10 protein-coding genes are annotated in these 13,300 nt (G+C 60.4%); all 10 read left to right on the forward strand.

The window, feature by feature from the left end; translation table 11 throughout:
• The first annotated feature begins 27 nt into the window (after positions 1 to 27).
• On the forward strand, positions 28 to 2,400 hold the full coding sequence (gene bamA / locus SLW75_RS11080) for an outer membrane protein assembly factor BamA (RefSeq protein ID WP_065989835.1): 2,373 nt from the start codon (positions 28 to 30) through the stop codon (positions 2,398 to 2,400).
• A gap of 46 nt (positions 2,401 to 2,446) precedes the next feature.
• Complete coding sequence (locus SLW75_RS11085; RefSeq protein WP_037014235.1) at positions 2,447 to 2,950, forward strand: OmpH family outer membrane protein; 504 nt, start codon at positions 2,447 to 2,449, stop codon at positions 2,948 to 2,950.
• A 5-nt stretch (positions 2,951 to 2,955) separates the two neighbouring features.
• Positions 2,956 to 4,011, forward strand: a complete 1,056-nt coding sequence (lpxD, locus tag SLW75_RS11090) for a UDP-3-O-(3-hydroxymyristoyl)glucosamine N-acyltransferase (RefSeq protein WP_192132168.1) — start codon at positions 2,956 to 2,958, stop codon at positions 4,009 to 4,011.
• 110 nt (positions 4,012 to 4,121) lie between these two features.
• Complete coding sequence (gene fabZ, locus SLW75_RS11095) at positions 4,122 to 4,562, forward strand: 3-hydroxyacyl-ACP dehydratase FabZ (RefSeq protein ID WP_037014232.1); 441 nt, start codon at positions 4,122 to 4,124, stop codon at positions 4,560 to 4,562.
• Positions 4,559 to 5,335 carry an acyl-ACP--UDP-N-acetylglucosamine O-acyltransferase gene (gene lpxA, locus SLW75_RS11100; protein ID WP_065989832.1) on the forward strand — a complete coding sequence of 259 codons (777 nt, stop codon included), beginning with the start codon at positions 4,559 to 4,561 and terminating at the stop codon, positions 5,333 to 5,335. The genes fabZ and lpxA overlap by 4 nt, the downstream gene beginning before the upstream one ends.
• A 2-nt stretch (positions 5,336 to 5,337) precedes the next feature.
• Positions 5,338 to 6,474, forward strand: coding sequence for a lipid-A-disaccharide synthase (lpxB, locus tag SLW75_RS11105; RefSeq protein ID WP_065989830.1), 1,137 nt, complete (start codon positions 5,338 to 5,340; stop codon positions 6,472 to 6,474).
• An 11-nt stretch (positions 6,475 to 6,485) separates the two neighbouring features.
• Positions 6,486 to 7,127 carry a ribonuclease HII gene (rnhB, locus tag SLW75_RS11110; RefSeq protein WP_065989828.1) on the forward strand — a complete coding sequence of 214 codons (642 nt, stop codon included), beginning with the start codon at positions 6,486 to 6,488 and terminating at the stop codon, positions 7,125 to 7,127.
• Positions 7,128 to 7,198: 71 nt separating this feature from the next.
• Positions 7,199 to 10,720: a DNA polymerase III subunit alpha gene (dnaE, locus tag SLW75_RS11115; RefSeq protein ID WP_410934476.1), complete on the forward strand. Its 3,522-nt coding sequence runs from the start codon at positions 7,199 to 7,201 to the stop codon at positions 10,718 to 10,720.
• Positions 10,721 to 10,847: 127 nt separating this feature from the next.
• Positions 10,848 to 11,795 carry an acetyl-CoA carboxylase carboxyltransferase subunit alpha gene (locus SLW75_RS11120; protein WP_065989826.1) on the forward strand — a complete coding sequence of 316 codons (948 nt, stop codon included), beginning with the start codon at positions 10,848 to 10,850 and terminating at the stop codon, positions 11,793 to 11,795.
• Positions 11,796 to 11,874: 79 nt separating this feature from the next.
• On the forward strand, positions 11,875 to 13,212 hold the full coding sequence (gene tilS, locus SLW75_RS11125) for a tRNA lysidine(34) synthetase TilS (protein WP_410934477.1): 1,338 nt from the start codon (positions 11,875 to 11,877) through the stop codon (positions 13,210 to 13,212).
• Positions 13,213 to 13,300 lie beyond the last annotated feature (88 nt).

Below are 13,300 nucleotides of genomic sequence, written 5' to 3' on the forward strand. Positions count from 1 at the left end.
TTGCCAGTTGGAATAAGAAAGGACTTCATGAAACGTCTGCTGCTAACTGCGGTTCTTGCCGTACTGATGATCGCCGAAGTTCACGCCGAGTCCTTCACTATCTCCGATATCCGTGTCAACGGTCTGCAGCGGGTTTCCGCCGGCAGCGTGTTTGGCGCGCTGCCGTTGAACGTGGGTGAACAGGCCGATGATGGGCGTCTTGTCGACGCAACTCGCGCGCTGTTCAAAACCGGATTTTTCCAGGACATCCAGCTGGGCCGCGACGGCAACGTCCTGGTCATCACAGTTGTCGAGCGTCCGTCGGTTTCGAGTATCGAGATCGAAGGCAACAAAGCGATCACCACTGAGGACCTGATGAAGGGTCTGAAGCAGTCGGGTCTGGCCGAAGGCGAGATTTTCCAGCGTGCAACGCTGGAAGGCGTGCGCAACGAGCTGCAACGTCAGTACGTTGCACAGGGCCGCTACTCTGCAGAAGTCGCCACCGAAGTCGTGCCGCAGCCGCGTAACCGTGTGGGTCTGAAGATCAACATCAACGAGGGCGCAGTTGCCGCCATCCAGCACATCAACGTGGTGGGCAACTCGGTCTTCCCTGAAGACGATCTGGTGGATCTGTTCGAACTGAAGACCACCAACTGGCTTTCGTTCTTCAAGAACGACGACAAGTACGCCCGTGAGAAGCTCTCCGGTGACCTGGAGCGTCTGCGTTCGTATTACCTCGACCGCGGCTATATCAACATGGATATCGCCTCGACTCAGGTATCCATCACGCCCGACAAGAAGAGCGTGTACATCACCGTCAACATTCATGAAGGCGAGAAGTACAGCGTCAAGTCGGTCAAGCTGAGCGGTGACCTCAAGGTCCCTGAAGATCAGGTCAAATCGCTGCTGCTGGTCAAGCCGGGCCAGGTGTTCTCCCGTAAGGTGATGACCACCACCTCCGAGCTGATCACCCGCCGTCTGGGTAACGAGGGTTATACCTTCGCCAACGTCAACGGTGTGCCGACCCCGAACGATGAAGACCACACGGTCGATATCACTTTCGTCGTCGATCCGGGCAAGCGTGCTTACGTCAACCGCATCAACTTCCGTGGCAACACCAAGACAGCGGACGAAGTGCTGCGTCGAGAAATGCGTCAGATGGAAGGCGGCTGGGCCTCCACTTACCTGATCGACCAGTCCAAGACCCGTCTTGACCGTCTGGGCTTCTTCAAGGAAGTGAACGTTGAAACCCCGGCGGTGCCTGGAACCGACGATCAGGTAGACGTGAACTACGCCGTTGAAGAGCAGGCGTCCGGTTCGATCACCGCCAGTGTCGGCTTTGCGCAGAGCGCGGGTCTGATCCTCGGTGGCTCCATCAGCCAGAACAACTTCCTGGGTACGGGTAACAAGGTCAGCATCGGCCTGACCAAAAGCGAATACCAGACCCGTTACAACTTCAGCTACGTCGATCCGTACTTCACGCCGGACGGTGTGAGCCTTGGCTACAGCGCTTTCTACCGCAAGACCGACTACGACGACCTTGACGTCGACGTAGCGAGCTATTCGGTTGACAGCCTGGGTGCCGGCATCAACATGGGCTACCCGATCAGCGAGACTTCTCGTTTGAACTTCGGCCTGTCGGTACAGAAGGATGAGCTGAGCACCGGTAAGTACACCGTCGATGAGATCTTCGACTTCATCGAGAAGGAAGGCGACAGCTTCACCAACTTCAAGGCGTCGGTGGGCTGGTCCGAGTCGACACTCAACAAAGGCACCTTGCCAACCCGCGGGAGCTCGCAGAGCCTGACCCTGGAAACCACCATTCCGGGCAGCGACCTGGCATTCTATAAACTTGATTACCGCGGTCAGTTGTTCCACCCGATCACCAACAACTACACCCTGCGTCTGCACTCGGAGCTGGGTTATGGGGACGGTTATGGTTCGACGTCAGGCCTGCCGTTCTACGAGAACTATTACGCCGGTGGCTTCAACTCCGTACGTGGCTTCAAGGACAGTACGCTCGGTCCGCGCAGTACACCTAGTAATGGCAAGCGTGGCACTACTATCGACCCGGATCAGGATCCACTGCCATTCGGCGGCAACGTGCTGATCACCGGTGGCGCCGAGATCCTGTTCCCGCTGCCCTTCATCAAGGACCAGCGCTCGCTGCGCACCTCGATTTTTTGGGATGTGGGTAATACGTTCAATACCAACTGCGGCTCGCAGAAGACCACACTCGACAACCAAAAAGTCGAATGCAACGGCCCCGACCTCTCCGGTCTTGCAAGCTCCGTCGGTGTCGGCGTGACGTGGGTGACTGCACTGGGTCCGTTGAGTTTTGCCCTGGCGATGCCGGTCAAGAAACCGGACGACAGCACCGAAACCCAGGTCTTCCAATTCTCTCTCGGTCAGACCTTCTAAGGGTCTGATCACTGCTAACGAAAACGGATTCTGTAGGAGTTACATCGTGCGTAAGTTGACCCAATTGGCATTGCTGGCAACGGTTCTGATCGCAGGCCCGGCATTTGCTGACATGAAAATCGCAGTACTGAACTACCAGATGGCCCTGCTCGAATCCGACGCAGCCAAACGGTACGCCGTGGATGCAGAGAAAAAATTCGGTCCCCAGCTGACCAAACTCAAGGCTCTGGAAAGCAGCGCCAAAGGCATTCAGGATCGTCTGGTCGCCGGTGGCGACAAAATGGCCCAGCCTGAGCGCGAGCGTCTGGAGCTGGACTTCAAGCAAAAAGCCCGTGATTTCCAGTTCCAGTCCAAAGAGCTGAACGAAGCCAAGGCTGTTGCTGACCGCGACATGCTCAAGCAACTCAAGCCCAAGCTGGACCAGGCTGTGGAAGAAGTGATCAAGAAAGGCGGCTTTGACCTGGTGTTCGAGCGCGGTGCCGTGATTGACGTCAAGCCGCAATACGACGTCACTCGCCAGGTCATCGAGCGCATGAATCAGCTGAAGTAAGTTTCATGACTATGACGACCACACTCGGCCACTTGGCCGAGTTCCTCGGCGCCACTCTGCGTGGCCCGGCGGACAAGCAAATCACGGGACTGGCAACCTTGCAGGAAGCCGGTCCCGATCAGGTCAGCTTTCTGGACAATCCCAAGTACCGAAAATTCCTCGCGACCACCCACGCCGCTGCCGTGCTGCTCAAGCCGGCGGATGCAGAAGGGTATGCCGCCGACGCGTTGCTGGTGCCTGATCCGTATCTGGCCTACGCCCGTATTTCCCATCTGTTCGATCCCAAGCCCAAAGCTGCCGTCGGCGTACACCCGACTGCCGTAGTGGCCGCAGACGCGTTCGTCGACCCGGCGGCCAGCGTCGGCGCTTATGCGGTCATCGAGAGCGGAGCGCGGATTGCGGCCGGTGTGACCATTGGTGCCCATTGCTTCATCGGTGCCCGCAGCGTGATTGGCGAGGGTGGCTGGCTTGCACCGCGCGTCACGCTGTATCACGACGTGCGTATCGGGCAGCGCGTGGTCATTCAGTCCGGTGCGGTGTTGGGCGGCGAAGGTTTTGGTTTCGCCAACGAGAAAGGCGTCTGGCAGAAGGTCGCGCAGATTGGCGGTGTGACCGTTGGTGACGATGTCGAAATTGGCGTGAACACTGCCATCGACCGCGGCGCCATGGACGATACACGCATTGGCAACGGCGTGAAGCTGGATAACCAGATTCAGATCGCCCACAACGTCCAGATCGGCGACCACACGGCCATGGCCGCGTGTGTTGGCATTTCGGGCAGCGCCAAAATCGGCAAACACTGCCAGTTGGCCGGCGGTGTCGGGCTGGTGGGCCATATCGAGCTTTGTGATGGGGTTGTCGTCACCGGCATGACCATGGTGACGCGGTCGATCACAGAGCCGGGCTGGTATTCTTCCGGGACAGCCATGCAGCCGGCCGCGGAGTGGCGCAAGAGCGCGGCACGCATGCGTCATCTCGACGACATGGCGCGACGTCTGCAGCATCTGGAAAAGATTGTCGAGGCGGTGACCTCAGGCGGTAAGCCTTCATCTGATAGCTGATACTTTTCTTATCAAGCGTGCACAGCCGATAAACTGCCTCCTTGATTTGCTAGAGGAGTGACGCGCGTTAGTCGCGCCCTCCCACTCTTTACTACAGGCTTCCTTTCGAAATGATGGACATCAACGAAATCCGCGAATATCTGCCGCACCGTTACCCGTTCCTGCTTGTGGACCGTGTGGTGGAGCTGGATGTCGAGACCAAGAGCATTCGTGCCTACAAGAACGTCAGCATCAACGAGCCTTTCTTCAACGGTCACTTTCCGCAGCACCCGATCATGCCGGGCGTGCTGATCATTGAGGCCATGGCTCAAGCTGCCGGCATCCTGGGTTTCAAGATGCTCGATGTGAAGCCTGCCGATGGCACCCTGTATTACTTCGTTGGCTCCGACAAGCTGCGCTTCCGCCAGCCCGTGCTGCCGGGTGATCAGCTGATCCTCGAAGCGAAGTTCCTGAGCTGCAAGCGGCAGATCTGGAAGTTCGAGTGCCAGGCATCGGTTGATGGCAAGCCGGTGTGCTCGGCTGAAATCATCTGTGCGGAACGCAAACTATGAGTTTGATTGACTCTCGCGCAATCATCGATCCGACGGCCGTGCTGGCCGACAATGTGGAGGTCGGCCCGTGGTCGATCGTCGGACCTGGTGTGGAAATCGGCGAGGGTACAGTGATCGGTCCGCATGTGATCCTGCGCGGCCCGACCAAGATCGGTAAACACAACCACATCTACCAGTTTTCTTCGGTAGGTGAGGACACGCCTGATCTGAAATACAAAGGTGAAGCGACGCGTCTGGTAATCGGTGACCACAACGTCATCCGCGAAGGCGTGACGATCCACCGTGGCACCATTCAGGACCGTGCGGAAACCACCCTGGGTGACCACAACCTGATCATGGCCTACGCGCACATCGGCCATGACAGCGTCATAGGCAATCACTGCATTCTGGTCAATAACACGGCGTTGGCCGGCCATGTGCACGTGGATGACTGGGCGATTCTGTCCGGGTTTACCCTGGTGCATCAGTACTGCCACATCGGCGCGCACAGCTTTTCCGGCATGGGCACTGCCATCGGCAAGGACGTTCCGGCGTTTGTCACCGTGTTTGGCAACCCGGCCGAAGCCCGCAGCATGAACTTCGAAGGCATGCGTCGTCGGGGGTTCTCCGAGGAAGCGATTCATGCGCTGCGCCGCGCCTACAAGACCGTCTACCGTCAGGGCCTGACCGTGGAACAGGCGATCGTCGAGCTGAGCGAACCCGCTGCGCAGTTCCCCGAAGTCGAGCTGTTCCTCACGTCCATCCAGTCTTCGACTCGCGGCATCACCCGCTGACCATGGCTCGCTTGCGTATTGCGCTGGTGGCCGGAGAGGCCTCCGGCGACATCCTCGGCTCCGGCTTGATGCGTGCGATCAAGGCGCGGCATCCGGACGCCGAATTCATCGGTGTCGGCGGGCCGCTCATGGAAGCCCAGGGCATGACGTCGTATTTTCCGATGGAGCGCCTGTCGGTCATGGGCCTCGTGGAAGTGCTGGGTCGCCTCAAAGAGCTGCTCGCCCGGCGCAAGTTGCTGATTCAGACCCTCATCGACGCAAAGCCGGATGTGTTCATCGGTATCGACGCGCCGGATTTCACCCTCAATATCGAGCTCAAGCTTCGTCAGGCCGGCATCAAGACCGTACATTACGTCAGCCCCTCGGTGTGGGCGTGGCGGCAGAAGCGTGTCCTGAAAATCCGCGAAGGCTGCAACCTGATGCTGACCCTCCTGCCGTTCGAAGCTCGTTTTTACGAAGAGAAGGGCGTGCCGGTGCGCTTTGTCGGGCATCCGCTGGCCGACGCCATTCCGCTGCAGGCGGATCAACGGGCCGCGCGTGCGGAACTTGGCCTGGGCGAAGGTCCGGTGGTTGCGTTGATGCCGGGCAGTCGCGGTGGCGAAGTCGGACGCCTCGGTGCGCTGTTTTTTGACGCAGCCGAGCGCCTGCTGGCCGCGCGCCCCGACATCCGTTTCGTGCTGCCCTGCGCCAGCCCTCAGCGCCGTGAACAGATTGAGCAACTTCTGCAAGACCGCGATCTTCCGCTCACCCTGCTCGACGGCCAGTCCCACGTGGCTCTGGCCGCGTGCAATGCCGTGCTGATCGCTTCCGGCACAGCGACCCTGGAAGCGTTGCTGTACAAACGACCGATGGTGGTTGCCTATCGTATGGCGCCACTGACTTACTGGATACTCAAGCGGATGGTGAAAAGCCCGTACGTGTCGCTGCCGAACTTGCTGGCCCAGCGGTTGCTGGTCCCGGAGCTTCTGCAGGACGCGGCGACCGCCGAAGCCCTGGCGCAGACGCTGTTGCCGTTGCTGGATAACGGCGACGCACAGACGGCTGGCTTCGACGCGATTCACCGAACCTTGCGTCGCGATGCGTCCAATCAGGCCGCCGAAGCGGTGTTGAACCTGATTGGCGCAACGCCTTCACAATGAGCAGGCAATCAATGCAAATGGGTCTGGACTTCAATCTTGTCGAGCATCTGGTCGCCGGTGTCGACGAAGTCGGCCGCGGCCCACTGTGTGGCGCCGTTGTCACTGCGGCCGTCATTCTTGATCCCAAGCGTCCGATTCTGGGCCTGAACGATTCGAAGAAGCTCACCGAAGCCAAGCGCGAAAGACTGTTCGACGAGATCTGCGAGAAAGCGCTGTGCTGGCACATCGCGCGGGCTGAAGTCGAAGAGATCGATGAGCTGAATATTCTTCACGCCACCATGCTGGCGATGAAGCGCGCGGTAGAAGGCTTGATCATCACGCCGAAGCTGGCGCTGATCGACGGCAATCGCTGCCCGCAGCTGTCGGTGCCCAGCGCGCCGGTCATTCAGGGCGATGCTCACGTGCCGGCCATTGCCGCCGCCTCGATTCTGGCCAAGGTCAGTCGCGACCGGGAAATGGCGCGCATGGAGCTGCTTTATCCGGGCTACGGCATCGGCGGCCATAAAGGTTATCCCACCGCCGTGCACCTTGAGGCCCTGGCGCGTTTGGGTCCAACGCCGATTCACCGGCGCTCGTTCGGTCCGGTCCGTCAAGCCTGGGCGGCGCGGGACATGATGGTCTCCACCGGTTTTATGTCGCTGCCACTCAGTTGATCGCGGGCTGATGTTTTTCTGAATGGCCGGTACAATCCGGCCTTCGTTTTTTGTGCACCATAGGATCACCCATGCCGGCTTCTTTCGTTCATCTACGCCTGCACACCGAATACTCCCTCGTTGATGGTCTGGTCCGTGTAAAACCGTTGGTCAAGGCGCTCACGGCCATGAACATGCCGGCCGTGGCGGTGACCGACCAGCACAACATGTGCTCGCTGGTGAAGTTCTACAAAGCGGCCATGGGCGCGGGCATCAAGCCGATTTGCGGCGCCGACGTCTGGCTGGCCGGACGCGACCGCGATGCACCGCTCAGCCGTTTGAGCCTGCTGGTGATGAACCCCAAAGGCTACCTCAACCTCACAGAGCTGATTTCCCGAGGCTTCATGCATGGTCAGCGCAATGGTCTGGTAGTGATCGAGCGCGAGTGGGTGGCCGAGGCCAGCGAAGGGCTGATTGCCCTGTCAGCGGCCAAGGAAGGCGAGATCGGCATGGCCCTGCTCGGCGGCAACCCGGCGGAAGCCGATGAGTTGCTGAAAGAGTGGCTGACGGTTTTCCAGGACCGCTTCTACATCGAAGTCCAGCGCACCAACCGCATCAATGATGAAGAGCACCTGCACGCCGCCGTCGCCCTGGCCGAGCGCCACGGCGTGCCGCTGGTCGCCAGCAACGACGTGCGTTTCATCAAGCAGGAAGATTTCGAAGCCCACGAGACCCGTGTGTGCATCGGCGAAGGCCGGGCGCTGGACGACCCGCGCCGCTCGCACAACTACAGCGACCAGCAGTACCTGAAGAGCGCGGAGGAGATGGCTGAGCTGTTCAGCGATATGCCGGACGCCCTCGCCAACACCGTCGAGATCGCCAAGCGTTGCAATATCGACGTCAAGCTGGGCACGCACTTTCTGCCCAACTTCCCGATCCCCGATGGCATGACCATCGACGAGTATTTCCGCAAGGTGTCCTTCGAGGGGCTGGAAGAGCGCCTTGCAGTGCTCTGGCCGAAAGAGACCACGCCGGACTACGAGGCCAAGCGACAGGTTTACGTTGACCGCCTGAATTTCGAGCTGGATATCATCATCCAGATGGGGTTCCCCGGTTACTTCCTGATCGTTATGGACTTTATCCAGTGGGCCAAGAGCAACGGCGTGCCGGTGGGTCCGGGCCGGGGGTCGGGTGCCGGCTCGCTGGTGGCCTATGTGCAGAAGATCACCGACCTCGACCCGCTGGAATACGACCTGCTGTTCGAACGTTTCCTTAACCCCGAGCGGGTTTCCATGCCCGACTTCGACGTCGACTTCTGCATGGACGGTCGCGATCGGGTCATTGAGTACGTGGCCGAAAAATACGGTCGCAACGCGGTCAGCCAGATCATCACCTTCGGTTCCATGGCCGCGAAGGCGGTGGTCCGTGACGTGGCGCGGGTGCAGGGCAAGTCCTACGGATTGGCCGATCGTCTGTCGAAGATGATCCCCTTCGAAGTCGGCATGACCCTTGAAAAAGCCTACGAGCAGGAAGAGATCCTGCGCGACTTCCTCAAGGTGGATGAGGAAGCGGCGGAAATCTGGGAAATGGCGCGCAAGCTCGAAGGCGTTGTGCGTAACGTCGGCAAGCACGCCGGCGGCGTGGTCATCGCGCCGACCAAACTGACTGACTTCTCGGCGATTTACTGCGATGAAGAGGGCGGCGGCCTGGTCACCCAGTTCGACAAGGATGACGTCGAGGCAGCCGGTCTGGTGAAGTTCGACTTCCTCGGTCTGCGCACCCTGACCATCATCGACTGGGCACTGAAGACGATCAACCGCGACCGCGCCAAGGTCGACGAAGAACCCCTCGACATCGCGTTCATCCCGCTGGACGACATGCCGACTTACGAGCTGCTGCAGCGCGCCGAAACCACGGCCGTCTTCCAGCTTGAATCCCGCGGCATGAAAGAGCTGATCAAAAAGCTCAAGCCTGACTGCCTGGAAGACTTGATCGCACTGGTGGCGCTGTTCCGCCCCGGTCCTTTGCAATCGGGCATGGTTGACGACTTCATCAACCGCAAGCACGGTCGTGCGGAGCTGTCGTACCCCCACGTCGATTACCAGTACGAAGGCCTCAAGCCGGTGCTTGCGCCGACCTACGGCATCATCCTGTACCAGGAACAGGTGATGCAGATTGCGCAGGTCATGGCCGGCTACACCCTCGGCGGCGCGGACATGTTGCGTCGTGCAATGGGTAAAAAGAAGCCCGAGGAAATGGCCAAGCAGCGCGGCGGTTTCATTGAGGGCTGCAAGACCAACAATATCGACCCGGACCTGGCCGGTAACATTTTCGACCTGGTAGAGAAATTCGCCGGTTACGGTTTCAACAAGTCGCACTCGGCGGCCTACGGGCTGGTGTCGTACCAGACTGCCTGGCTCAAGCGTCACTACCCGGCGCCATTCATGGCGGCGGTGCTTTCAGCGGACATGCACAACACCGACAAGGTCGTGACCTTGATCGAAGAAGTCCGGATCATGAAACTGCGCCTAGATGCGCCGGACGTGAACAACTCCGAATTCAAGTTCACCGTGAACGACGACGGCCGTATCGTCTATGGCCTCGGTGCGATCAAGGGCGTCGGCGAAGGCCCGGTGGAAGCGATCACCGAAGCGCGTCAGGAAGGCCCGTTTGCCGATCTGTTCGATTTCTGCGCCCGCATCGACCTCAAGCGCGTGAACAAGCGCACCCTCGATGGCCTGATTCGCAGTGGTGCCCTGGACCGTCTCGGCCCGTTCTTCTATGACGAACCGAAACAGTACCAAGCCAACATTGATCGCAATCGCGGCGTGCTGCTGGCCGCGCTGGAAGAAGCCATTCAGGCCGCCGAGCAGACCGCGCGCAGTCACGACAGCGGCCATGCCGATCTCTTCGGCGGCCTGTTCGTCGAAGCCGACGCCGACGTTTACGCGAACCATCGCAGCGCCAAAGAGGTCACGCTCAAGGAACGGCTGCGTGGCGAGAAAGAAACCCTGGGCCTGTACCTGACCGGCCACCCGATCGACGAATACGAAGGTGAGATCCGCCGCTTCGCGCGCCAACGTATTGTTGATCTGAAGCCCTCGCGGGAAACCCAGACCATTGCCGGTCTGATCATCGCGCTGCGGGTGATGAAAAACAAAAAGGGCGACAAGATGGGCTTCATCACCCTGGACGACCGTTCAGGGCGTATCGAAGCGTCGCTCTTTGCCGATTCGTTCCAGGCCGCCCAGTCGCTGCTGCAAACCGACGCGATGGTGGTGGTGGAAGGGGAGGTCAGTACCGATGATTTCTCCGGCGGCCTGCGGTTACGCGCCAAACGGGTGATGAGCCTGGAAGAAGCGCGCACCGGGTTGGCGGAGAGTCTGCGCCTGAACGTGCGTGCCGAAGCGCTCAAGGGCGACCGGCTGCGCTGGCTGGGCGAGCTGTGCAAGAAGCACCGCGGCGCATGCCCGATCACCCTCGACTACACCGGGCAGGAAGCCAAGGCACTGCTGCAGTTCGGCGAAGCGTGGCGGATCGATCCCGCAGACAGCCTGATTCAGGCGCTGCGTGACCAGTTCGGACGAGAGAACGTCTTCCTGCAGTATCGCTGACACCGATCAGCTCAATATTGATGACTCGACACTTTAAACTCGACCGAAAGGCGCCTGCTCCATTAAGGTAGGGCGCTTATCGGATCAACCGGCCGGCCTCTTGGCCGTCGACCCAAGACGGATGCCTATGAACCCGAATTTTCTGGATTTCGAACAGCCGATTGCTGACCTGCAAGCCAAGATTGAAGAGCTGCGTCTGGTGGGCAATGACAACTCGCTGAACATCGGCGACGAAATCTCTCGACTGCAAGAGAAGAGCAATACGCTCACCGAAAGCATTTTCGGCAACCTGACCAGTTGGCAGATCGCGCGCATGGCGCGCCATCCGCGTCGTCCGTACACCCTGGACTACATTCAACACATTTTTACCGAGTTCGACGAGCTGCATGGCGATCGCCACTTCTCCGACGACGCCGCTATCGTCGGCGGTATTGCCCGTCTTAACGACCAGCCGGTGATGGTGATCGGTCATCAGAAGGGGCGAGAAGTACGCGAAAAGGTTCGCCGCAACTTCGGTATGCCGCGTCCTGAAGGCTATCGCAAGGCCTGCCGCCTGATGGAAATGGCCGAGCGCTTCAAGATGCCGATTCTGACCTTCATCGACACGCCGGGCGCTTATCCTGGCATCGACGCCGAGGAGCGTAACCAGAGCGAAGCCATCGCCTGGAACCTGCGCGTAATGGCGCGATTGAAAACCCCGATCATTGCCACCGTGATTGGCGAAGGCGGTTCGGGCGGCGCATTGGCCATTGGCGTGTGCGATCAACTGAACATGCTGCAGTATTCGACCTACGCAGTGATCTCGCCGGAAGGCTGCGCTTCCATTCTGTGGAAAACCGCCGAGAAGGCGCCGGACGCCGCCGAAGCGATGGGCATCACTGCCGAGCGTTTGAAGGGCTTGGGCATCGTTGACAAGGTCATCAACGAGCCACTGGGCGGCGCGCACCGTGACCCGGCCGCTGCCGCTGCATTGATCCGCGAAGAATTGAGCAGCCAACTGAGCATGCTCCAGAAATTCGATAACGACGCGCTGCTGGCCCGCCGTTACGACCGCCTGATGAGCTATGGCCTTTAACCGGACCGTTCTGCATGAAGAGCGTCACCGAACCCGGTGACGCTCCCGGTCCGGCGAGCTTTAAGCAGGGTTAACCAGCATGAGCAAACCGGACAGCATCACACTCGCACTCTCCAGACGTCTGCTGTCACGCCTTGAACCCTGGCGTGATGCAGCCGGCTGGCGGGTCGCTTTCTCTGGTGGGCTCGATTCCACCGTCCTGCTTCATCTGCTGGCCGAACTGGCCAGGGTTCACGCGCTTCCCCCTCTGACTGCGGTTCACGTCAACCATGGCCTTCAGGCTGTGGCCGCCTCGTGGCCGGTGCATTGTCGGCAGATGTGCCAGATTCTGGGCGTGCCGATGCAGGTCATCGACGTCCAGATGCGCCCCGGTGCAAGTCTTGAGCAAGCGGCACGCGACGCTCGCTACGCCGCATTCAACTCAACCCTAGGGCCCGGCGAGGTGCTGCTCACGGCCCAGCACCGTGACGATCAGGCTGAAACCTTGCTGTTCCGACTGCTGCGTGGCGCCGGGGTGCGCGGACTGGCCGCCATGCCGGCGCAGCGTCCGTTGGGCGCAGGACAGTTGCTTCGGCCGCTGCTGGACGAATCCGGCGCCACCCTGGAGGCCTATGCCCGGGAACAGGGTTTGAGCTGGATCGAGGACCCGAGCAACAAAGACAGCCGTTTTTCGCGCAACTACCTGCGCAGCCATGTGCTGCCGCTGGTGACGAGCCGCTGGCCGCAAGCGATTGCGAGCATGGCCCGCAGCGCCGGGCATCTGGCCGAAGCCCAGCAGTTGCTGGACGAACTTGCGGTGCAGGATCTGGCTTTGGCCGATACCCCGTGCCCCTGGCCCTGGCTGGACATGCCGTCTCTTGAGCTCGCGCCGCTCGAAGCGCTGTCTCCTGCCCGGCAACGCAATGCACTGCGCCACTGGCTGGCGCCGCTCACTCGATTGCCCGATACCGATCACTGGGCGGGCTGGGACTCGTTGCGCGATGCCGGTCCGGACGGTCGGCCCATCTGGCGACTGGCCGAGGGTCAGATGCACCGGGCCGAGGGGCGCATCTGGTGGCTGTCGGGGATCTGGCTGAAAAATGTCGCCGGCTCGCAACACTGGTCCCTGGCCTCGCAACCCCTCACGCTGCCGGGCAACGGCATGCTGCAGATCCTCGGCGCTGCGCCGGCGGGCGGTCTGCACGTGCACTACCGCCAGGGCGGCGAAACCTTCGATGTGCCGGACCGTGGACGTCGAGACCTGAAAAGGCTGCTCAACGAGAAGGGTGTGCCGGTGTTTCTGCGCGGCCGATTGCCGCTGTTGTACCGCGGCGAGCAGTTATTGGCCGTGGCAAACCTGCCGGGACTGGACGCCAGCCCCCGTGGCGACTGGCGATTGCACTGGTTGCCACCGACGAATGACCAAAGTTTGAGCTGAATGGGCGTTTCCGGTAGACTACGCTCCCTTCTTGATACAGCTTATGTCGATCCTTTCGGAACGATGCAAGTTGCCGATTACCAGCCAG

Source organism: Pseudomonas sp. W5-01 (assembly GCF_046540435.1).
Lineage (GTDB): Bacteria > Pseudomonadota > Gammaproteobacteria > Pseudomonadales > Pseudomonadaceae > Aquipseudomonas > Aquipseudomonas graminis_B.